We start from the raw sequence: 21,060 nt of genomic DNA on the forward strand, positions 1-21,060 counted from the left end.
TGAACGTTATTTAAGAAAGATCCGTTTTGTTCAAAGTAGTGGTAATTTAATCTCGCAGGATTATCCGAAGAGCAAACGCAGGTAAGAGCTCCCCCGGTGCTGCTGCTCGCGCGCACCTCGCAAATTATCAATCCCTTGGGCCTCGGCGCGCGCGTGGGTTACTGACGAACCGCGTGCCGTGTGAACTACCTCACAAGGGTCGTCGCTGGTGGCTGCTATGAATGCGTCATTGGTTTACTAATTCATTTGTCGAACACCCCAGTGTCCCTCCAAGGCACTGGGGTTTTAATTGTCTCAGACCAACGTGCCCGCCGGTTCACGCTGGCGGACCTACGACCCTGGGAAATTTACGGGGTACGTCGCGACCTCAGTCGATCGAAGCCAAGCCGAAGGCAAATAGCGCTGCGCCGGTGACCAAGAGCATGCTGCTCAGTCCCCAGGTCAGCCACGCACCGAGAAGAGCTAGCACAAGGCCGAGCACGGCTATCGAGACAGAGATCGTATTTTGCATTGCGAAGCGTCTATCTCTCGCCTTGGCAACCTAGTCAACGGCGGACGGCCAGCCCAGACGTGCCCGGGCGCGGGGGAGCATCTGGCGGAAGGCCGGAGTCTGATCCGTCGCATGGGGCAGAATCAGCACGACATCGACGAGCTCGAGATCGCGTCGGCCGCGGCACCGTACGTGGCCGCCAAAGCGATCAGCCCATCGCGCGCCGCGGCGAGGTCTGCATCGCTGCCCAGTCCAGGGAGATGCGCTCCAACTCACGAAGCTCGGCTTCCCGGCGCTGCAGAGTCCACACGCGTATATTGGACAATTGTTGGACACGGCGGAGGAGGGCGGAGCTAAGCCATTGAAAAGATTGGCGCTCCCTAGCGGAATCGAACCGCTCTGAATGATGTAGTTTCTATTTGTATTTCAATGACTTGCCACAGGCGCGCAGTACAATAAACTCCCTTTGCCTAAGACGGCATCATGATCTTGGTCTTAGAAGGTCATAGCTCGGTACCTAATTTGACCATCTCTGCCGAATGTTCCCGGAACATTGCGATCCGCTTGCTAGTGAACTCTGCAACTAGGCTGGGAAGTTCAAGGGGCGACCTAATCGTTGCCAGCCTTTGGGCGTACTCGATCGCAAGTTGCATGTTGGCTTTTGCCATTTTCAGCAACATCGCTTGATAAGCCCGCAAGTTTGCGCTGGCCGACGACAGAAAATCAACCTCTCGCTGTGAATCACTCTCTGTCACCTGGAAAGCAGTCTCCGGGGTCGGCAGATTCTCAATGAGGGTGTCCTCTTGGGAAACCCGAGAACGCTTTGCGGGCGGTTCGTTCGAGTCTGCGGCAATGAAATGCGAAGCACTCGCTTTCGGACTTCTGACAATCGCTTGAGCAGCCTGTTGGGCCTTCGCGACTGCTTTCGGGCCGCGGGTATGCTTCGAGGTCGCTGGTTTACGCTTGGTCATCTGGCACTCCAAGGATGGTTGGTCGCCCCCTCGGCGAGACGTCAACATGCTGTGCAGCGCAACGTTCCGAACGCCACCTCGCTAGGGCAAGCTCACCGTCGAGCTGTGAATGCCTCGTCTGACGAAGATTAGTCCCAGCAAGATCCCGAATTGCCGCTTGCATGACGTCCGAAATTCTCAGCCGCGCTTTTATCAGACCTATATACCCGCTGGCAGGAAAATAGCAGCCTTCCCAGAATGCCCAGATTCCACTTCAAGCTTGTCGATACTCGGACGGTCGCCGATCATGGCGTGCACGATCTGGTTGACGAGAGATCAGCGCAGATCGAGGCGATCAGACTAGCGCGCTCCTTGCGCGCGGACCGTCCTGAGTTGGTCGGGCGCAACTGCTCGGTTGCGGTCGTGGACGAGCACGGAAAAAGCATTTGTGTCATTCCAGTCGATAGCATCTGACGCCGGTCCCGATCGCTCATTCGTCGCGGATCACTGCGCGTCCAGCATCAGTGATCTCGTAGAAACGTGAACGAAGCCACCTTCGACCAAACCGTGATCGAATTAGGGAGGCCTTGCCGAAGGCTCGGTTGAGTGGCGATTTAGGAAGTCACGCTCCAAGCCGGTCAAGTTCACTTGGCCTCTGGGGCGCAAGATACGCAAACGACGGCAAGTGACGAATAGGAGGGGCTGATGAGGTCATGCTTTGTGACGCTTGCACTGGTGTGGGTTGGTCCTTTGCCCGCACTTTTTCCGGAAAAGCTTCGTTCTACCCGTACTCAAACGGAAAGGCGGCAAGCGGTTCTTCGATTGATCGAAATGAACTAACCGCCGCACATCGCAATTTGCCGTTTGGCACCAAAGTGCGCGTGACCCGGGGCGACCGCAGCGTCGTCGTCACCATCAACGATCGTCGTCCGTTTGTTCGCGGCCGTGTCCTTGAACTCTCGTTCGGCGCTGCTAGGAGTTTAGGATGAGGTACTTTAGCTCGCTGCTTCGCTCGCCTGTTACCGCGTGACTTCCGTGATGCGTCCGGTGCTGTCGACGATGAGAGCTCGCTCCGTGCCGCCTTTGACTGCTCGGTAAGACTGGATCTTTCCGGATCAACACCGGCTGCTACCGCGATGGCGGCGGTGATGCGCGCGAACCCGGTTGCGACGCTGCTGGATGTCGAGATGGCGCTATGCAAAGCGAGGGGCCGGTTTTGTTTATTAAATATGCGCGTTTAACCGTGAATTGTGTTTTCGATATTAGCGATGGTTGGAAGGCGGTATCCTCAACGCCGATAAGCATGCTGTTCCTTGAAGTGCCAAAGCCAGCGCGGGCCGCGGACAGAGGATTGGCGCATGATCAAGCATTACACGGATGGCCTGTTGTTCTTTGAAGGCCGAGAATTGCGGATTGTTGCTTATGGCGTTAGCCGGACGCACGCCAAGTGCACGCAGATGGGTTAGGCCTTCTTCCGATACACTTCTACATCACGCTCGACGGCTTTCTTACCGTCGCAAAAATGTCGGCTCGTATGGAGATGGCGGGACGACGTCAGCGTCGCTTTTGAAAGATGGCTGGATATTCGCCAGCGTCTCGTGATCGAAGATCGCGCTGACGTCTCGCGCACGAACTTCTGAGCGGTCGACGGGGGTTGGAGCAGTGCGCCGCTCTGCCGGTTGCGCCTCAATTCGACCATCCGACTCAGGCTGTGGTTGTATCCGTTGCCGGCGTCTCGTCTGCGACGGTTAAGTTGATCCCGAACCCAAGCCGACGAAGCGGAGCCGAAGGCCCGGAGAGACCCCATCAAACCGGGCCTTTGTGCTGTCCGGCTGGCGATTTATTGCCAAGGTCAGCGGCCCCGCGGCCCGCAGGCGGATGGTCGCGATTTGATCGCCCGTCCGCGAGGAAAGGATGCCGCCAGGTCGCGGCGGGCTCGCGCCAGGTTCGGCCCGGTTCGAGCGGGTCGTTGCTGGAAAAAATCCAAAGAATGAGTGCAACAATTTCACGGCGCGGCTCCCGTCCGTGAGGAGGGAGAGATTTCCGAAATCCCCCTGGTCTCTCTCTTGCGCGCGTGTGCGCGTGGCAAAACTGCTTAGAGTGTTGAGAGTTCATCCCCTTAGGCTTAACACTCACAACACTCACAATAGGGGTGTTATAGGCAGGCAGAACGTAAGAGCCATAGTCCGGCTTCGCGAATTCGCCGAGCTTCAACATCTTGCCGAGCAATCGTTGCTGCGCTGCATCTCGGTGGTCGCGCCGAGGATGGTCCAGCGACAGGTTTCGCTATCAAACCGCAGCTACGGACCGCTTTGGAACGCCACGTGCAAGGCCAGAAGTTTGAGCGAGATAACGGCTCGCTGTGGCCCGTCTCTTCCGGGAATTGGGTCTCGACTGGCCGGCGATGGTAAGACGGCTCCCGCGGCGCTGCCGGCTAACCGATAATGCCCGTTCGCAAACGCAATCTGTCGCGCCGTGCGCTTTCAGCGGCAATTCGCAAGTGTGGCTCCGCGATGATCCATCGTGTGGAGTTTTCCGCTTAAAGACTCTGACCTGAGCCCCTGAACTTCCTCCAAAAATGGGTAGAATTCGTCCACCTTGAGGGAGACGGAGATGAAGCAGTCGAGTTTCACGGAAGAGCGGATCATTGCGGTGCTGCGGAGCACGAGGCAGGATCGAAGACCGGTGATGTTTGCCGGAAGCACGGGATCAGCAGCGCGACGTTCTACAAGTGGAAGGCCAAGTATGGTGGCCTGGACGTATCCGAAGCTCGGCGCCTCAAGGTCCTTGCCGACGAGAATGCGAAGCTGAAGAAGCTGTTGGCCGAGGCGATGCTCGACAACGCCACGCTAAAGGACCTCAATTCAAAAAAATGGATGGGCAGTTTCGCAACGTCGCTAATCGTCGCGCAGGATTCCGTCATCTTCCGGAAGATGGGAATGCACGTAGTACACGATAATCCCTGCCAGAAGGAGCACGATGACCCCTATGGCTATGTACCACCGCATGGACGGCTTTCTTTCGGCTTGGGGGCGGTTACGTGGGCTTCTTCCCCGGGCGTTCGCCGCTTCGCTTCCTTCTGTGCTAGCTCTTCCACGAGTAGCACGAGCGCGCGGCGCGTGCCACGGCTCCCAATCTCTTTGAACGCACTGACGAGAAGGAGCGTATCTCGATCTTCAATAAGAACAGACAAGGCGGCACCAAATTCACAACTGATAAATCGATTTCAGAAATAATTTATGCTTGAGCGCGCGGGTCGGCTAAGGCATAGCGCGCCCCTTTTAAATCCCGTCTTATTCGTCGTCATAGTCGTAAGGTCTAGGCGCATACTCCCTGTGGTAACGTGGACCGTAGTCTCTGTCGTAGCGCCTTTGCCCGTAGTCGCGATACTCTCGACGTGCGGGCCTATCGGCTTGTGCAAAAACTGCGCGGCACTGGTCGCTGAGTTGCGAACTATTTTGGCGCAAGCAAGCCACGATCCTATTCACATCGGGAATTTGCGAGCCGCATAGCCGCCAGACATCGGGCGTGCACGCTCTCTGTTGTTCCCACGTTCCCCGATTTTCTTGGGAAAACGCGGTACGCGGAAGGAGGGCGATGCTGCAACCGATTACGATTGCAATGCTGAGGAACACTCTACTCGCTCGCATGCACAGCTTTCTTCATATCGAATAGTGCGGAGTTCCGCACCGAAAGGGTTTCGCTCGAGGTGAATGCGGTTGGGAAAGGTCTGTTCCTCCATCCCACCCACGCGCCCGCTTTCCCAGGACCACTGGGTCGATTTTGTTGCAAAAGTCGGTTGAGACGAGCGGCGAACCGTGATTCCGTTGCGTTGACGCGAATCTCGGGATCCGATTGCTTTGCAAGCTGGAGCTGCAAATTACCCCACGTGGGTAAGGGGCAATCGGCACCGAATTGCCATGTCCGACATCGGTACGGTCTGCCCTCGAACGCGGCCATCAGCCTAATCGGGGAATTCGCATGGGCCAACAGTGGACGCTGCGGGAGCGTGCCCGCAGCCTCCTGGGTCCACATTCATGCAAATAAAATTGGCCTTGAATCACAGTTGTTTTGATTGAGGCATTAGAGGCCGTGATCGTAATGGCCTTGGCGGTGGGGGTGCAGCCGGTGCAAGTGGCGCCTGCGCGTTCGCACATGCGCAGCATCTGCGGTCTGAGTTCGCACGAACGCTGAAAAAGGTTGAAGCGATCGCGTCCCGGAAGTTACCGGGCGTGCTATCGCGTATCGGCGCCTTCGCGGCGGGCCAGCCCTAGTATGCGCGCCTCACCACTCGCGGCTGAGAAAGCGGTCTTGGGGAGAAGCGGTTAGCTAGCGCAAGGGCTGCGCCTTCGTTTGTTTCAAGTGCAATTTTCTGGGCAAGCATCACGTCCCCAGCTACAAGGCACTGTTCTGGAACGAAGCACCATCCGATCTTCGGGATCATCTTTTCATCAAGCTCCACGACATTGCTTACAGAGCCCCAATGAATTCGATAACGTCGGCAGGTGTCACAGCCAATGACGTCGAAATAACCCTCCGCATCGAACTGCTCACGCTGAGCCGGAGACAACCACTCGCGGAGAAGACGGCGCGCACGCACTTCTGGCCTATTCTGCCCAGTGAAGCTCCGATAGAGCGCGCGCACAGCGCGCAGGGACCCGCTGTTGTCGCCGTCGCCGCGTCTGAACGAAAACACCGCTTCGCCTCGGTCCGCTAACCGCCGACAAGGCGCGGAAAGAACAGCGTTTCCTTCGCGGTCGGGTCAAATGTTCGTACGACTTTTAGATCGCCTGCGATGGTCCGAGTGGTAGCGGTAAACCCAACGCCGGTCAGCTTCTTGAAACGCCGCTCGGCCTCGGCGAGCCGCTCAGGGTCGTTCTGCTCGAAGAAATGTCTGCTGTCGCCGGTGGGGTCCATCACGATCTGGGTAGCCATGGAGAGACTCCGCAATGCCTAACCTCTGATGGGGAGGGAAACATCGCGACGCCGTAGAGCGTTCCTCGGTCTCGGTAAATTGCGCGTGCTTTGCCGACCTTTCCGCCATCCGGACGAAACGTCGGGCCACGGCAGCGATTACGAAGCGAGCGTTCCGATTAGCTGGATGAGAGCCTGCTGTTCCGGGCCGGCCCTGCCGGGAGCGAGGAATTCCGCAATCTCGAGTCTTTTCGAAGACCCGCCCGATGCGAGATTGGCTTGATGCAAGACGAACACTCGCCCGTCGTCCTGGCGGCAGAGCGACCATCGGTCGCCATTTGAACTCTCGTAAAGCTCGCGTTGTGTGAGCATCGAGGTGTTCTCCGATCGGTCCTCTAACTGAGCAGACCCGGCAGCCGGGCGGGTCCGCCGCCGGGCTTGGCCGAGCTAGAAAGGCACGCCGTAGTAATCGTTCACCGATTTTCCGACCGCCGGATCATTCCAATTCCAGCCGCCTTCATCGCGATACTTCGGCGCGCCGTTCAGCTGGCTTTCAGTGATGCCGGCAACGTAGCCGCCGAGAGTGGTATCGTACTTCAGTGATTGCCAAGGCAGCGGGTAATGATCGTCTCCGATGCCGAGGAAGCCGCCAAAACTCAAAACAGCGTAGGACACTTTCCCGCTGGTCTTATCGATCATGAGGCGTTCGATGCTGCCGATTTTCTGGTTATCGGCCCCGTACACTGCCGTGCCTTCGACCTTGTCGCTGCCGATCAAATTGCCTGTTTCACGTCCTTCCAACGTCATGATGTTTCCTCCAAAAACAGTGTGTGACAAACCAATGGAAACGCAGGTGAGCAGTTCCTCTCTGCTCGCCGAAATCGACGAAAACCTGAAACCGGCAAGCCTGAACGAACGATCCGCCGCGCCGTAACCCGCGCCGAGGCGCTAGGCGCCGACCTTGGCCGCGCCGAGAGACGTCGTTTTACAACGGCGCGGAGTTGAAGGCCTTGCCGCTAGGGCAGGCCGCCAGCACGCCGTTTCGGGCGTGCCAGCCATCGGTGCACTTGCTACCAGCACACGTTGACGGGCGCGAGGCGCCAACCCCAGCCGGTCCACACCCGGCGCCAGCGGGTGCAGCCGCCATAGCTGGCGTAGCTCCATCCGGGGCCGCCCCAGCCTGGACCGCCCCAGCCGGGGCCCCATGCTGCGGCGCTAGCTAATCCCAAGCCGATGCCGAGGCCAATCGCGGGGCCGCCCCAGCCTCCACCGCCGCCCCATCCTGGACCGCGCCAACCGCCACCGCGCCATCCACCACCGGACCAGCCGCCGCCGTGCCAGCCACCGCCGTGGAACCGTTGTGCAGACGCAACGGTCGGCGCCGTTGCGAGAACGACAGTTAAACCGAGTCCGATGAGTGCTTTCTTGAACATGGGACAACTCCGCAGTTTCAACGAGGACCATGCAACTAGAGCGCCCCTTGCAGGGGCGTCAGTAACAACCCTGATCTGCGCGATAGGATCCGAGCCGACCTGACGCCGAGCCAGCGCGCCAATTTCGGGCACGCCGGGGAGGGCGTTGAACTTGATGCGCTGGCGGCCATGTCTGCCGAAGATCGCGCGCCGCGGATCCAACGCGCGGGCGCAGGGAATGTCAGCGACTTGCGCCCTTCGTCCGCGCAAGAGCCGAAGCCGGGCTCTTTCGAACTGCTTCGCGCGTTCGATCCGTGCAGATAGGGGGCGCGAGCGAGTGCTCGGAGATACTCACGTTCGGCCTCTGCGACCGTTAATTCCCAGTTAGTTCAACCCGCGATCTCGCCGGACGATCAGGCGCCAAGTTGCGGCGATGGTCGTTAGCGCGACGCGCAAGATGAGCACGAACAGCGTGATTTGGAGCCAGATCAACCCGCCAATTTCTCTGATAACAAATTCGATCCGTGACCCCCACGGCGCCGGGATCGTATCACCAACGGTCTCGATGCCGCGTTGGAGAAGCCTTTGCGCGCCCGTTAGCAGTTCAGGCCGTTCGTAGAAGGCGCCTACGATCAGCACCCACGTAAGGACGACGGTGAGCGTGCGGAAGGAATGGACCTTAACGTGATACCCCCAGCTGGGTCGATTGGTGTCTCGAAGATGGATCATCCCGTTGTCGCTCTGTCACCGATTTAATTGGATCATCGAACAACTCAACACAGCGCGTGTTCCGAGGCGGTGATGCTCGGCGAGTGAGAGCAATCATCGGGTGATTGAAAGCCACTACTTTTGCGAGCGTAAAAGTGCACAGAGTGGTTGCAACGCGTCGACGTTTGCTGCACTGCCTTCGGGAACGACGCCTAGCGTCGACGGATTGCTCTGCACCACGTCAATGATGACGCAGCACACGGAGGATATCCTCATGAGCCAGAGCAATCAAAACCAAGGCGGCGGCCAGCAGAACCAGCAGGGCGACAAGGGCGGGCAGCAAGGGCAGAACCCTAACCAGGCGCCCGGTCAGCAGACACAGAACCCCGACGAGCGGAAGCCCGGACAGGGCGGTCGGCCGGATCAGCGCTGAAGGCGCGGAGAGCCCCGACAATGTCGAGGCTCGTTCCGTTTTACGATCGCACAAGGCGCCCATGGAAAAATATCTTCTGATCCTGACGAGCACTGCCATTCTCGTGTTGGTCGGCCGATTCCCGGTTGCCGTTTTTGTTTTTTGTCTGATCCCGGCTGATCTCAGTACACTTTGAAGCTGGGGCTTGCGATGAGTGCAGGCCGCTTAATGGGAGGAAATAAGATAGAGAACTGCGGCTACCAGCAGAATACCCAAAACAGAATTGGCGCTATCTGCAGGCATGTAAACACGTTTGAAACGCATCGCCTTCTTTCTCCAAGGAGTTTCGCCCCGCCGGCTCAATGATTGCCGTGATGCAGCGTTCCATAGGAAAGCGGCTCTTGCGCCTATAAATTGATTGGGCCGTCAGCGGCGGCTTCTTTGTTGGTCCCGCGACAAGGTCGGCTGCCCATCGCGTTAGTTGGCGCAGTGCTGCGACATTGCCCCTGAAAATGAAGCACTTTCGCTGTTCTCTTGGGAGAACGCGAGCCGCCCGAAGCTCGCTAGGCCCTAATAGGCCCCTAGTCTCACAGGGTGCTCGCTGAAGCGGCCTTTGCCCGCCCCTCCGAAAGCCCTCTCGGTCCCCGGCCGGCTGAAAACGCGGCCCTGCCTGTGTGCCGGCGCGGCTTCTGTAACCCGGCGCCCGACGGCGCGCTGGTGCGGCCTCAGCGTGACCCGCTGGTACTACTCTTGCCATGCCGCGACGACCCGGCCGGGACCACGCTTCCCGGCTCCCGGCCCCGAAAGTGATGAGCGGCAAGCTGCCTTTCCTGTTGCGATTTCTGGACGGCGCGACAACCATTCGGGAAATCTGGCAACGGGAGGTGCCCCGTGAAGGACTATCAGGCGTCTCTCGAAAAGCTCCGTACGGATGCGGCAGAGGCTGCGCTGATCCGCGATCTGGCTTCGGACAAGGCCAAGCGCGAGATGTTCGACCGGCTGCACAAGCACCTCAACCGGCTCGCTGATGAAGTTGAGGAAGTGATGAAGTCCAACAAGCCATCGGCCTGAGCCAAGCATGAGTACCGGCTGATGTCGTGGTCAATGTGCTTCTTCGATCCGATCATCCTGCCTGACTGTCGCAAGCTGATGACGCTACGCGATGCCGCGACCTACATCACTGGACTGCACAAGGCGGAAGCCGATGCCGAAGAGTGTAAGGCGCTGCTGCTTGTCGCTGAGCGCGACGGCCCGGAATTGATGGCGAGGGTCGGGGTGAGGCGGGCGCTGAGCAGGCGCGGCGCGAAGCCGACGTGAGTACCACGAAAGAAGCGGGCCAAAGGCTATCGGCTGATCCGGTGATGCATGGAGGGAGGTCTCGCATGTCAGAGGCCAAGTCAGGCGTTGCGTTGCTTGCAGTTGCCCCTGCGGCCGTTTCCTTGTTCGGACCCAGCGGCGGTCATGTCAGTGAGAACGGCGGGCGGCTAACCGCGATGTTTGGGCGGTGTTTCGTTTATCGCCGGCAGCGGAAGCGGCCCCGTCTTGACCTGCGAACCCGGTTCGTACATGCGAGCGAACTCGATCAGCCGCTTCTTCGTGAAGGTCTGCTTTGCCAGCGAGGTCGCGAACCAGACTGGCCCGCTCTTTGTTGAAATCATCATCCATGGGATTACCAAATAATCCCGAGTATAGTGCCCGTCGTTATCAAAAGTTGGTTTTGAGTTGCGTATGGTTAAGCGTGCCAAGCCCGGGTCGCGGGCGGAGATGCCGGGCTTCATCAAGCCCCAACTGGCCACCCTCAAGCTGAAAGCCCCCTCGGGCGAGGGTTGGATTCACGAAATCAAATACGACGGGTATCGGGCCCAGATCCACCTGGATAAAGGTACTGCGAAAGTATTCACCCGTAACGGACACGATTGGACCAAGTGGTTCTCGCACATGGCCGGCTCCTTCAAGCTACGTAGCCAGACCGTATTCGACGGCGAAATCGTCGTGGTCCACGAAGGACGCACCAACTTCTCAGAATTGCAGGCCGACCTCGCCAAAGGCCGCCAGGATAGGATGCTGTTCTATGCCTTCGACATCCTCTTCCACAATGGGGAGGACCTTCGAGGAACGCCGCAGATCAAGCGTAAAGAGATCCTCAAGGAACTGATCGACATGCTCGATCCTCCGGTTCTTTTCAGCGAGCATCTCGAAGGCGATGGACATGAGCTGTTTGAGGCCGCCGCCCGGCTGAACTACGAGGGCATCGTTTCCAAACGTCCTAATGCTTCGTATCACTCAGATCGGAATGAGGACTGGTTAAAAATCAAAACCGTGCAGCGCGGTAAATTTCCAGTCGTGGGGTTCGCCAAAGATCCCTCAGGCGTTGCAGCCCTGTGCCTGGGCAAGAGGGAAGGCAAAGACCTCGTCTACATGGGCAAGGTCGGGACGGGCTGGGACTGGACGACCTCAGGGAAGATGCGCAAGGCTCTCGATACCGTCGTGAGCCCAAAGAGTAAATTGAGTAAGCAGCTCAAAAAAACCCAAGGCAACATGGGTTGAGCCCGTGTTCACCGCTGAGGTCGAGTACCGCGACGTCACATCGGAAGGCCTCCTGCGAGCAAGCGCGCTAAAGGGTTTCTCCAAATCTTAATTTTTGTTGTCGTTTGGATTTCTGGAGAAACTGTACAGTAATCCCTTCATAACGATGGAAGGGAGCGCGCCATGCAGAAGCGGAGGCGTTTCAAACAACAACTTACACTTCAGGATCGGCTCGCCGCGTGGTCAAAAGAGATCCACGAACAGGCCGCCATTCTTCCGCCCGGTCCCGAACGGGATGCTCTTTTGAAAAAGGCCAGACAGGCGGACGTCGCCAGCCACTTAGATGATTGGGCGAAATCTCCCGGCCTCCAGTCGCCAACATAGGAACAGGGCGGCACATCGCGCATTTTTAGTCAGACGGCCGCCGTGCTCGCGGGAAGGTCGTCGCGGCGCGCGGTATGCCTGCGGTCTCCGGTGCAGGGCCCGCGCGTTTTTTGCCAAGCGAAGGGCCTCGGTGAGGGATCCGAATCTACTTCGGCTTCTCGGCGCTGATATGCAGGATGGAGAGCGGGTTCTGAAATTCGTCTACGACTTCCATGCGCAAGTCCTGATCGGGCCCCAGTTTGCCGTCGATGCCTTGCAGGATTGTCCCGCCGTCACTGTCGCCTCGCGCCATGCAGCATGCTTGTCGGGCAACTCCTCACCTTCGCCGTCTAGTTCGGTCTGGTCGTGATAAATGTGGAAAAAGTACCTCGGCATCGAAGTTCTCTTACAGGCCGGAGAGACGGTCCCGGCTGGGGGGCTATTGGGGGCTGGAGGCCGGGACCGCTCCGCCGGCTCGGCGGCGAGCCAGCACAAAACAAAGCCGCAGCGACGGAGCGGGTTCCTAGCGCGGCTTCGTCAGCGCGGATGCTCAGGTGATCGGCCAGCCTCGTGAAAAGTTCGCGCTTCACCGGGTCGGTGGCGAGGTCACGGATCAGGGCGCATTCGGCGGCGTCGGAGCCCAGCTTCTCCAGGTGAACTTTCATGTCTTGCGTGGTGCTGCCTCCCCCGCGGAGCCGCGGCTTCCTGCGAGGAATATTATTCCGCCCAATCTAACGCCACGAGACAAATCACGAGCCCGGGAGCAGTGGGTTCTTTTCGCAATTCAGCAGCCGCACATAGGTGCCGCTCCCGTGCAGCTTGCATTATGACAGCGATCGGTCAGCGTTGCGGCTTCTTCCGGGATCGACCCAATCCAAAAAAGGGAAAGGGCCCCAGCTCAGTTGGGGTCAGAAGCGAGCTGGGGCGAGCGAGCGCCCTTAGCAGGGCATCGGGAAAACGTGGCAATACCAGCTAGGGTTCCTGTGCTTCTGCGCGCGTGACTTAACGCATTCGAAGGGCGCCAAATTCATAGGCAAGAAAGAGTGCGACAACAACGAAGACGAGCGTAGCGGCAAACGCCTCAATCACCGCTGCACCCAGCGACTGATCGTGGCAGGAATAACGGATCTAAGGAATTGACTGTAAATCGCATTAAAAATGATCGTCAACATGATCGGCCCCTAGTTTGTCCGAGGGAGACGCTAGTACCGATTGATTTCAGCATTGCTTCGTCGATTCAGGAAATGGTATTGTCCTGAGGAGCTCCGGTTCGCGCTGGCGGGGCCAACCGCTTAGGCGATTAGCCAGGATGCTGCCCGATATAGGAAATAAAGCCATCCGGCCGTCGCCACGAAGATCGTACCGAGCAAGAGAACAATCGTAATGTTCACCGCGAGACTGTTCTCGCCTGGCAACTGCTCCGGGCTGTCGCCCTCAGACTGGATTTGAAAAACACCTATGCTTACCCCCGCAGCGAAACGGGTAAGGTCTCGCGACGGGATAACTCGGCAAACTGGAAAAGTTCCAGCGCAACCTGGCTCCTGATGCTCCCTGAGAGCGCGCCGGCTTACAACAGCCGCAAGCAAGCAGGCGTCGGTCGTCTATCATACCGGCGACAATATCGAGGTCACCTACTACGTGGGCGGCATCCAACACGCGATCAACGAGCAGAGTGCCATTGAGTTGCTGAAGAAGGAATGTGGCGGCGCATTCAAAATTACGAACCGGACGAACTCGCCGGCGGGCGACCAATACATCGATGCGGTGTGCGTGCATTAGCGAAGTTCCGTTTTACCGAAATTTCGCTTGCTCCGTCGGGCAAAACAGTGGTTCATAGGGTGCTCCTGATTGAATGAGGAACGCGCCCAAATGGCGGAAGAATTCCAAGCGTCCTCCGAGCTCTCGAAGATCGCTAAGCTCAACGGCGACTTTCGAAGGAATTACGGAACTCTGCTGGGAGCATTCCTGTATCTGAGATCTGTCAGCGCTGCGCGCGGACGCTCTTGGCTGTGGGGCGGCCTGTTTTCCCTCGTCTCCTCGGCCGGGCTAGGATGGCTCAGCAAGCACGGCTTTTCATTGCTTTGGTGACCGCACCAGACGGAAATGGAGCGGCTTTGTAGCGGAGGCGCGTATGGCGAACGCGTTAATCGTTCGCCCTCGGACCGACCTATTGTCGCCGACCAGCGCCGGGCGCGCCGCTCAATATGTGCGGATGTCGACGGAACACCAGCGCTATTCGATCGAGAACCAGGCGGCTGCCGTCGCAGTCTATGCTGCGCAGATTGATCTCGCGATCGTTCGCACCTACAGAGATGAAGGCCGGAGCGGTCTTCGCATCCAGCACCGCGAGGGGTTGATTGAGCTGATCGATGACGTGCGCGGCGGTCGCGCGGACTTCGACCATATCCTTGTTTATGACGTGAGCCGCTGGGGGAGATTCCAGGACATTGATGAGAGTGCCTACTACGAATTCACCTGCCGGCAGGCGGGGATCAAGGTCTGCTATTGCGCAGAAGAGTTCGACAACGATGGCAGTATGATCGCGAGCATCGTCAAGAACCTCAAGCGGGTGATACCGCACCAGGAAGTGATCTTCCTGGATGAGACCGATGACAAGGTCTCGCCGATGAAGGCGAAGGGCGTGGCCGAGCTTGGGATATGCGGGGCCGCCGCGGCCGTAGCCAATGCAGTCTACAATGCGACCGGCGTCCGGGTCCGTGACTATCCGGTGACCCTGGACAAACACCTTGATCGGCTGCCGGCGGTCTCGTGATCGTGCGTCTCGCTCGGAAAGACGAATACCGGAAGAGCCGCGAAGCGTTGGCACCGGCCTATGGTCTTGAGATCCGGCAGGCCACGCCGCACTGCGGGATATCTGGGGATAACGACGCGGACGTCTGCGAAATCGGAAAGCGCGTGGGAGAGCCGCCGATACGGCGGCAAGTCCGCCTACTTGAATGAAGTCGGAGACTTCGGGCGTCGCGAACAGGATCTGCATCTCGCTACGCCCGCCGGCCGCAGTGGGCAGAGCCAAGGGTGGGATAGTGAAGCCTGACGCATCCCGCCAGGGCGGCTCAGGCTCGGGCACCGACCAGGGCGGCACCAAAGGCATGAAGTAAGTCTCCGCTCCTCCGGCACTTTGGTCCTCGCCGCGTTGCCTTATCCAGCAACGCGGCCTTTCTTTTGCGGCGCCGCCGCCGAATGCGCCGCTGTCGGCGCCGTCAAGGAAATGCCTTCATCGTGGAACCGGCGTGAGTGGCTGGCATTGAAGTGACGAAGAGGAGGACTTCGCATGAATGGAATCATTTATCTCGTCGGCCTGATCGTCATCGTGATGTTCATCTTGTCTCTGCTCGGTCTTCGGTAGGACGCCATGGCCATTGAACCGCTCTCCGGGCTCGAAACCGAGGCTACCCCCGCAACCGGCCTAACCAGGCCGTGGGGTCTGCAGCGGACTCCCATCGTTATCGGAGCCATCGTCGCCACGGCGGTGTCTCTGATCCTGATCTCGTTTGGAACCGCGCTCGGGCTTGGCATGGCCTCCGCTGCGCCAACCTGGAGAGATGCCTCCGTTGCCCTTTGGCTGTTGTCGGGTGTCTATCTGATCTTTCAGTCTCTTATCAGTTTCGGCTGCGGCGGCTATTTTGCGGGACGCGTGCGGCTACCCTACGCTTCCGCCACCGATGACTTTGAAACGCGCGACGGATTGCACGGCGTTGCTGCCTGGGCGCTGGCGGTCTTGATCGGCGCCGTTCTGACCGCGCTGATAGCGGGCACTGCCAATCGACCGTCCTCAACGACGCAGCCACCCTCTGTTACCGAACCCTCGGTCCTAAGTTACGAGCTGGACCATCTCTTCCGCGCACCCCGGCGACCGCCGAATGTTGATCTTACGGGCGAGCGCGCCGAAGCGGCACGCATTCTGGCAACCGCTTCCAGTCACAGCGGCGTCCTTCCCGAAGACCGCACCTATCTTGTTCAGCAGGTCACGGCATTAACCGGGCTTGCAGCGCCGGACGCTGAAAGGCGTGTGGATACGACGCTTGCCAATGCGAAGAGCGCGATCTTCAGGGCTCGTGCGGCGAGCATTATCATCGCCTTCTCGGTCGCTGCCGCGTTGCTGTTGGGGGCAGCGGCGGCTTGGGCTGGGGCGGAGGCCGGAGGCCGGCATCGCGATGGCGAGCCAATTTCCGAATGGATGGCTCATTCCAATCGATGGCATAAGAGCCGCGTCGCGGATCGCCGGCCACTGCCCTAGTCCCTGAGTCGTATAGGTCCCGGAACCCACAGGTCGGGTAAGTAGGAGGACCATGCTGTTTCTGGTAACGATCTCCGAGGCGATGAAGGAGATCCCGATCGTCCCATCGTAATCTACTATCGCCCGAGCTCGACCAGCACACAGTAGGAGTGAAGGACGCGGCCAAAGCGCGGGTCGGTCACCGCACCGAGCATCGTCCCGGAGAGCGCGATAAGTGGCTTGGCATGACCGAGTGTCTGGTCGCTGGTGGCTTTGCTGATCTTAAATGATGGCTCAACGGCAATTCAAAAGCCGGTCGAATGAACGAAGGGCGAAAGGCCTGCCTGCAGCGGTGCCAAGCAGTTAAGAAAAGTGCTTGAGTTAGGCACCTCGCACCGAAAAAAGGCCCGGCTCGGCCGGGCCTTTATCAGTATTGTTATTTTTGTTGCTGGCTCTTCGAATGGGCCTTCTCACTTTCTTGGTGCGCAGTCTGAGAGTGTTGCTTCGCGGTGTTTGCGTGCTCCATGCCCTTCGCGTGGTCACCTTTTCCGTGATGCTCTGCGGCTGTGCGGTGCGATTTCGCAGCGTTTTCGTGATGCTCCGCTGCCTTGTTATGCTCTTCTCTCGCCATAACACGTTCCTCGTTTGGCCCTCAGCGAAACTAAAACCGCCGGAAGGGGCCCGTCGTTCCTAAAACAAGGCAATGTGAGCTACTAAGTTGTCTCTTCTCTCTCGAAGTTAATATCCTCGATCCCGCCGGTAGGACTCGCGCGCAGAGAGTGATTAAATCGGCACGGTTGATCTGGTCGGCTTGATGACGACGCAAAGCGTTTGGTATGGTGTGATCGGAGATGCTCTCGATGCGCGTCGCGGCGATGACGTAGTGCCGCTCGAACGCTGGCATCTCGATTGGCGGTTGACCACGCGCTTTGTTTGGGTCGACCGTCAACTCAGAGTTCGGTGCGTTGATGATGAGGGTGTGGCGCGTGTGCGGGGAACCGTGGCGGCGCGAGAACTAAAACCTTGATGTATGGCCGACGAAACTGTCCGGCCCGGGTTGAAAGTTCCACCTCGCTCATTCACCCATAGCCGCGCGCAAACGAACGCGGACATTCCAGCTAACAGACCTAGAAATCCCCTGTCGACGCTATTGGGTTGATCGACAACTAAGCCGATTATGTTGCCAACGATTCCGCTGGCAGTCAGCCCGACAGCCCAAATTGCAAAGTTCCGCAGCATTTTCCTGCCAGTAACGGCGATTACCTTGGATACGCAGCAATTTCGATGCCACTTTGATTTCGCCACGAGTAGCAAGGTGTCCGCGCGGGCCCAAGCCGCCACGCTGTACAAATTCTAAACGAGCAGGACAATCGCCCGCCGCGTCCCTCGGCTCGATTTCCTTAAAGGCGCCGATCAACCGAAGCATCTCTCGACCGGTCTTTTAACTAGACATGGTTGTTCCCAACGCGGCGCTGATGCACTGCTGTCGCAGTCCGTCGTTGGCAATTTCAATTGCTGCGGGAATGGACAACTTCGCCTATAAACTAACCAAACGGGTGAGGTTGTACTGATCAGGTTTGGAAAGTTTGACGGGATGTGTGGAGCACCCACAGAAGCGCGGCAGTCGCGCGAGCGATCTCGAGCATTTTGTGTGTCATCCAAGCCGCGCCGGCAGCGACGATGAACGAAAAGAAGCTCATCCTCAACACAATCGTGGAACTGCAATAGACCCAGCGTCGCTCGAATAGCGCCGCAGTTCGTGTCGCTATCGATCGTGAAGGCGCACTTCCAAAGGCATGACACCGGGTCTCTGGGGAGCGCGTAGAAAATTTGCCATGAAAGCCCCGATGCTCGCTTGGTCATTTTGTTCGCGGGGCCGTGTCGCCGGCGTGAATCTAAAAATGGAATTTTTAAAATGTCATCCAAGCGCAACCCTGAGGCGACCGCTCGGAAACGCGCGGGGCTGGCGAGCGGCACAGCGAAGCATTGTCGCGCTCGCTGAGCAGGCAAAATTCGGAACAATTGAGTGGGGACGAGCTTGATCGTGTCACCACTGCCGGCAAATAGCGAGCGACCCAATGAAGTTGCCCTTTTTCTCGCGGCCTGCGCCGCTATCAGATGCAGAAATCAATGCCGCGATGGACGAGCTCCGGAAACTGAGCGTCGAATGGGCGGCGGCTGAAGTCGAGGCTGAGCTTCGTCGGTTGCGCTCAAACGTCCGAATGCTACGCCGCAGATGCAGTTCAGGCCGGAACCGACAACAATTAGATCCTCGTTCTCAAGGCCGCCTCTCTGAAGCTTGCGAGCATACTGCACCACTTCCGCGCGCCGAGCGATCGAAGCAGGGCACCAACGTAGCGCCTGCGGCCTTTGCCGGCACCGTTCCGCACGATCGGCACCGGGCGGGAGATTGAAGCGCAACCGTGAGCGAGCCCAACGGAGAAGCCAAGACTACCGATGAAATTCGACTGCTCGATGCTTCAGCGACACCTTCGCTTTGAACCCGGCGTCTAGCCACGCGAAGGCCTGTGTGTGTCCTGCCTTGCGCGCGACCTCGTTGCCCCACCAAGCTGTGAACTTGTAGGCGGAAGGTGGGAGCGGCCTTCCAAGGACTGCTTCGATTTCCGAAAATGTAAACCGAGCGCTTCGCTCCCGCACGCTCTCCAGCTTCATCCGCAGTGGATCGTACACGGACATGGGGCTGGGCTATCAACGCTCGCCCACCTTTTACGTCCAATCGATCCGATCCGCTCTGAGGCGCCGGCGATCGATCTCCTCGCGGAGAACATCGGCGCGCTGTTTGGCGGTGTTACCAAGTAGGTGGTACCGGCCGCCCGAGGCACGATCGGCGGCGGCTTGAATGCGGATATTTTTGTAAAAACGGAGGACGTTCTCGTCGCTCAGGTTTTCACACAACCTTTGATCTGGAAAGGGGCTAGCCTTCCTCAACTCGTGCGCGAGGTCAATGCCGTCGATGCCCCGCGCAAGCGAAAGACCGCCCGAAGGCGGATCTGCCGATCCAGGGGACCGGAGGTGAGCGCAAGGCCTCAGTTGATCGGCCTCGCTCGCCAGCCGTTTTCATGATGTGAGATGGAGGCGCTGATATCGACGTCTCTGCCGGCGGACTGCCGAACTATGTCGTTTGGTATGAGCACCCTAGGGGCTGAGGTCGTCTGCGCCGTCCAGTTCAATCAGGTAGGCTAGAACCAAGTCATCTGTCTGAGCTTGTCGTTCAGCTTCCCGGTAAATCTGAGTCTCTGTTTCGTAGGCTCGTCGAACTTTCAACGTGGCCGTCGGAGTGCACAGCGAAACGCCGTTGGACGTGAGTGCAATCAAGTCGGCGCGGAGCCAGTCTTCGTTGCATAGCTCTGAAGCCTCTCGAAAGTTCTTGGCTTCGAACGCAACGGTTGCTCCCCCGTCGACATCCATCGCGAAGATTGAGCCAAGGAAGGCTGACATTACTTGTCCTTCGTCCTCGCTCGGTCGATCCGACTTCCTCGAAACTCTTCGGGCCCTTTTATCAAGCGGCGCTTGCGTACCGCCTTTTCCTCGGCTGAAGCCGCGGGCTCGACCATGCCGTCAATCGTCTTGCCTGCGAGTTGTTTAGCGCGCTCCGCTGAGCCCTTGGCGGGGGACGTAACCGCGACGGCCGGAACGGATTTGCCCAAACCGATCTCGACCAGCCGGCGGATGGCCTCGGAACGGCTTAGCTCGCGCGCCTCACCCCAGGCATCAACCTCCGCTGTTACGTCGGCAGGCAGACGAACAGCGCTGACGGGATCCACCCCGCCAGCCTTCTTTGGCCGGCCCCGCGAGTTTTTGTTTACGGAAATTGATCTCTTCACAATTTTAGTTTACAAGAATTCGAGCCGCGACGGAAGCGGCAACTTCCGCCCGGCTCTAACCTCAATCACAGAAGGGTATTCAAGATGACCGAAGCTGACAGCGTGCATAGCACGTCACGGGTAAAATAAACTCGCCATAGAGCGCCTAACCGAACCCGTGGATTCGTTGACCGCTCAACCTGCTACACCAGACAGCCGGAAAACGGCGAACGCATCAGCGCGTCTCCCAGGCCGGTTCCGAGCCCGTCGAACATCCTTGCATTCCCGACCGGCGGCCGGCCGGCCTCGAACGTGTGCGAGCCGCACAATCCGTCATTTGATCACGACCCAGCGCGGTGGCGGTCGCCAGGCTCTAAATCCGTCGCCAAGCTATAAATCCTCCGGCCGCCCGAACATGCACACCTTCTCGTTCCGGAGCTACGACCTCATCCTAGCCTCGCCCGAGGCCGACCTGGTGCGGGACGTCCGCTGCGACGTCGACAAGGCGCGCTCCAAGCTCAACGCCATCCAGCAGCAATTGCGGCGGGACCGGGAGTATGCGGCCGCACGCGCGGACCTGCTGACCAAGGCCGAGGTCAAGCTGAGCGCCGCGATTGCGGCCGTGCAGTCCAACCGATCGGTGGAGGGCTGAGCCATGGCAAAGGCAAAGCAGAAGCCCAGCCGCCGGGCCATGACCCGCCGCCGCAACGTTGCCAAGCGGAGGGAAACCGCCGAGGGCCGGCTGAACGAGGACGGCGCCAGCTCGTCGCGGCACATCAGCAGGCGCTTGTTGTGGCTGGCAATCGAGTGGCATCTAGAAGCGCCTCCCAAGGTCGGGCGGAGCATGTCGGAAGCGTTGAGTGACTTCTGCCAGGATAACCGGATCAGCTTCGACTGGATGCTCAGCGGCTGCCTCAAGGGCTTAAAGCAGATGATGGACGAGCGTCGCGGTCGAGAGACGATGGCAACGCAGGCCGCAAACATCGCGGCGAGATATGCGCAGCTTTCGCCAGCGCAACAGGCGATCGTTTCGACCGAGATCTGCCGCATCCTGGCGGAGCGCGACGAATGAAGCGCCGTCGCAGACTGCAGAAGAAGCGCGACCGGCAGCGGCTGATTACGCACCGCCGTCCGTTGAGGCGGTGACAGCAGAAGGCCCGCCGGTTCACACTGGCGGGCCTAGCACTCTCGGCGCTCCTTATCCGCAATTGGATCGGCGGCCGG

General features: G+C 59.0%; 24 protein-coding genes and 4 pseudogenes. 14 read left to right on the forward strand and 14 right to left on the reverse strand.

Features of this window, described 5'->3' with window-relative positions; translation table 11 throughout:
* Window positions 1-367: 367 nt before the first annotated feature.
* On the reverse strand, window positions 368-511 hold the full coding sequence (locus ACPPVR_RS19465; protein ID WP_426615763.1) for a hypothetical protein: 144 nt from the start codon (window positions 509-511) through the stop codon (window positions 368-370).
* A gap of 482 nt (window positions 512-993) precedes the next feature.
* Window positions 994-1,461, reverse strand: coding sequence for a Phasin protein (locus ACPPVR_RS19470; RefSeq protein ID WP_426615764.1), 468 nt, complete (start codon window positions 1,459-1,461; stop codon window positions 994-996).
* Between the two features lie 237 nt (window positions 1,462-1,698).
* On the opposite strand from ACPPVR_RS19470, the gene ACPPVR_RS19475 reads away from it, so the two are divergent.
* From ACPPVR_RS19475 to ACPPVR_RS19485, 3 genes and pseudogenes are all read left to right on the forward strand, one after another.
* Window positions 1,699-1,914 carry a DUF6894 family protein gene (locus ACPPVR_RS19475; RefSeq protein ID WP_426615765.1) on the forward strand — a complete coding sequence of 72 codons (216 nt, stop codon included), beginning with the start codon at window positions 1,699-1,701 and terminating at the stop codon, window positions 1,912-1,914.
* Between the two features lie 272 nt (window positions 1,915-2,186).
* Window positions 2,187-2,429: pseudogene (locus ACPPVR_RS19480) on the forward strand (septal ring lytic transglycosylase RlpA family protein); the annotation flags it as partial.
* 1,624 nt (window positions 2,430-4,053) lie between these two features.
* Window positions 4,054-4,313: pseudogene (locus ACPPVR_RS19485) on the forward strand (transposase); the annotation flags it as partial.
* 1,397 nt (window positions 4,314-5,710) lie between these two features.
* Here ACPPVR_RS19485 and ACPPVR_RS19490 read toward each other — a convergent pair.
* The 5 genes from ACPPVR_RS19490 to ACPPVR_RS19510 form a co-directional block, all read right to left on the reverse strand.
* A complete protein-coding gene (locus ACPPVR_RS19490; RefSeq protein ID WP_426615766.1) occupies window positions 5,711-6,136 on the reverse strand; it encodes a hypothetical protein in 426 nt (141 codons plus the stop codon).
* Between the two features lie 17 nt (window positions 6,137-6,153).
* Complete coding sequence (locus ACPPVR_RS19495; protein ID WP_426615767.1) at window positions 6,154-6,375, reverse strand: hypothetical protein; 222 nt, start codon at window positions 6,373-6,375, stop codon at window positions 6,154-6,156.
* Window positions 6,376-6,801: 426 nt separating this feature from the next.
* A complete protein-coding gene (locus ACPPVR_RS19500) occupies window positions 6,802-7,161 on the reverse strand; it encodes a PRC-barrel domain-containing protein (protein WP_426615768.1) in 360 nt (119 codons plus the stop codon).
* Window positions 7,162-7,424: 263 nt separating this feature from the next.
* Window positions 7,425-7,787: a hypothetical protein gene (locus tag ACPPVR_RS19505; protein ID WP_426615769.1), complete on the reverse strand. Its 363-nt coding sequence runs from the start codon at window positions 7,785-7,787 to the stop codon at window positions 7,425-7,427.
* A 363-nt stretch (window positions 7,788-8,150) separates the two neighbouring features.
* Window positions 8,151-8,495 (reverse strand): hypothetical protein, encoded by a 345-nt coding sequence (locus ACPPVR_RS19510; RefSeq protein ID WP_426615770.1) that lies wholly within the window; start codon window positions 8,493-8,495, stop codon window positions 8,151-8,153.
* Between the two features lie 253 nt (window positions 8,496-8,748).
* Between ACPPVR_RS19510 and ACPPVR_RS19515 the strand changes: the two genes are divergently transcribed.
* From ACPPVR_RS19515 to ACPPVR_RS19525, 3 genes are all read left to right on the forward strand, one after another.
* Window positions 8,749-8,907, forward strand: a complete 159-nt coding sequence (locus tag ACPPVR_RS19515) for a hypothetical protein (protein ID WP_426615771.1) — start codon at window positions 8,749-8,751, stop codon at window positions 8,905-8,907.
* 870 nt (window positions 8,908-9,777) lie between these two features.
* Window positions 9,778-9,957 (forward strand): hypothetical protein, encoded by a 180-nt coding sequence (locus ACPPVR_RS19520; RefSeq protein WP_426615772.1) that lies wholly within the window; start codon window positions 9,778-9,780, stop codon window positions 9,955-9,957.
* Window positions 9,958-9,978: 21 nt separating this feature from the next.
* Window positions 9,979-10,203: a hypothetical protein gene (locus ACPPVR_RS19525; RefSeq protein ID WP_426615773.1), complete on the forward strand. Its 225-nt coding sequence runs from the start codon at window positions 9,979-9,981 to the stop codon at window positions 10,201-10,203.
* A 167-nt stretch (window positions 10,204-10,370) separates the two neighbouring features.
* On the opposite strand, the gene ACPPVR_RS19530 is transcribed toward ACPPVR_RS19525, so the two are convergent.
* On the reverse strand, window positions 10,371-10,664 hold the full coding sequence (locus tag ACPPVR_RS19530) for a hypothetical protein (protein ID WP_426615774.1): 294 nt from the start codon (window positions 10,662-10,664) through the stop codon (window positions 10,371-10,373).
* Between ACPPVR_RS19530 and ligD the strand changes: the two genes are divergently transcribed.
* From ligD to ACPPVR_RS19545, 3 genes are all read left to right on the forward strand, one after another.
* Window positions 10,651-11,433: a non-homologous end-joining DNA ligase gene (gene ligD, locus ACPPVR_RS19535; protein ID WP_426615775.1), complete on the forward strand. Its 783-nt coding sequence runs from the start codon at window positions 10,651-10,653 to the stop codon at window positions 11,431-11,433. The genes ACPPVR_RS19530 and ligD overlap by 14 nt on opposite strands.
* A 4-nt stretch (window positions 11,434-11,437) precedes the next feature.
* On the forward strand, window positions 11,438-11,524 hold the full coding sequence (locus tag ACPPVR_RS19540; RefSeq protein ID WP_426616138.1) for a hypothetical protein: 87 nt from the start codon (window positions 11,438-11,440) through the stop codon (window positions 11,522-11,524).
* A gap of 71 nt (window positions 11,525-11,595) precedes the next feature.
* Window positions 11,596-11,796, forward strand: a complete 201-nt coding sequence (locus ACPPVR_RS19545; protein ID WP_426615776.1) for a hypothetical protein — start codon at window positions 11,596-11,598, stop codon at window positions 11,794-11,796.
* Window positions 11,797-11,941: 145 nt separating this feature from the next.
* Here ACPPVR_RS19545 and ACPPVR_RS19550 read toward each other — a convergent pair whose 3' ends face one another.
* Together ACPPVR_RS19550 and ACPPVR_RS19555 are read right to left on the reverse strand one after the other, a co-directional pair.
* Entirely contained in the window at window positions 11,942-12,088 is a 147-nt protein-coding gene (locus ACPPVR_RS19550; RefSeq protein WP_426616350.1) for a hypothetical protein, read from the reverse strand.
* Window positions 12,089-12,108: 20 nt separating this feature from the next.
* Window positions 12,109-12,171, reverse strand: a pseudogene (locus ACPPVR_RS19555) (DUF6894 family protein); the annotation flags it as partial.
* A 1,473-nt stretch (window positions 12,172-13,644) separates the two neighbouring features.
* Here ACPPVR_RS19555 and ACPPVR_RS19560 point away from each other — a divergent pair.
* Both ACPPVR_RS19560 and ACPPVR_RS19565 read left to right on the forward strand, forming a co-directional pair.
* Window positions 13,645-13,863, forward strand: coding sequence for a hypothetical protein (locus tag ACPPVR_RS19560; RefSeq protein ID WP_426615777.1), 219 nt, complete (start codon window positions 13,645-13,647; stop codon window positions 13,861-13,863).
* A 43-nt stretch (window positions 13,864-13,906) separates the two neighbouring features.
* A complete protein-coding gene (locus tag ACPPVR_RS19565; protein ID WP_426615778.1) occupies window positions 13,907-14,548 on the forward strand; it encodes a recombinase family protein in 642 nt (213 codons plus the stop codon).
* 174 nt (window positions 14,549-14,722) lie between these two features.
* Here the strand turns inward: ACPPVR_RS19565 and ACPPVR_RS19570 are convergent.
* A pseudogene (locus tag ACPPVR_RS19570) lies at window positions 14,723-14,887 on the reverse strand (hypothetical protein); the annotation flags it as partial.
* A 261-nt stretch (window positions 14,888-15,148) separates the two neighbouring features.
* Between ACPPVR_RS19570 and ACPPVR_RS19575 the strand changes: the two are divergent.
* Window positions 15,149-16,033: a hypothetical protein gene (locus ACPPVR_RS19575; protein ID WP_426615779.1), complete on the forward strand. Its 885-nt coding sequence runs from the start codon at window positions 15,149-15,151 to the stop codon at window positions 16,031-16,033.
* 2,430 nt (window positions 16,034-18,463) lie between these two features.
* On the opposite strand, the gene ACPPVR_RS19580 is transcribed toward ACPPVR_RS19575, so the two are convergent.
* From ACPPVR_RS19580 to ACPPVR_RS19590, 3 genes are all read right to left on the reverse strand, one after another.
* Entirely contained in the window at window positions 18,464-18,709 is a 246-nt protein-coding gene (locus ACPPVR_RS19580) for a DUF7662 domain-containing protein (protein WP_426615780.1), read from the reverse strand.
* Between the two features lie 459 nt (window positions 18,710-19,168).
* Complete coding sequence (locus ACPPVR_RS19585) at window positions 19,169-19,471, reverse strand: hypothetical protein (protein WP_426615781.1); 303 nt, start codon at window positions 19,469-19,471, stop codon at window positions 19,169-19,171.
* Window positions 19,471-19,797 (reverse strand): ribbon-helix-helix protein, CopG family, encoded by a 327-nt coding sequence (locus ACPPVR_RS19590; protein WP_426615782.1) that lies wholly within the window; start codon window positions 19,795-19,797, stop codon window positions 19,471-19,473. The genes ACPPVR_RS19585 and ACPPVR_RS19590 overlap by 1 nt, the downstream gene beginning before the upstream one ends.
* A gap of 454 nt (window positions 19,798-20,251) precedes the next feature.
* Between ACPPVR_RS19590 and ACPPVR_RS19595 the strand changes: the two genes are divergently transcribed.
* Window positions 20,252-20,488: a hypothetical protein gene (locus ACPPVR_RS19595; RefSeq protein ID WP_426615783.1), complete on the forward strand. Its 237-nt coding sequence runs from the start codon at window positions 20,252-20,254 to the stop codon at window positions 20,486-20,488.
* A 3-nt stretch (window positions 20,489-20,491) separates the two neighbouring features.
* The gene (locus tag ACPPVR_RS19600; RefSeq protein WP_426615784.1) at window positions 20,492-20,908 is read left to right on the forward strand and encodes a hypothetical protein; all 417 of its coding nucleotides are present in this window, start codon (window positions 20,492-20,494) and stop codon (window positions 20,906-20,908) included.
* Window positions 20,909-21,060 lie beyond the last annotated feature (152 nt).

This window comes from Bradyrhizobium sp. McL0616 (assembly GCF_049993385.1).
Lineage (GTDB): Bacteria > Pseudomonadota > Alphaproteobacteria > Rhizobiales > Xanthobacteraceae > Bradyrhizobium.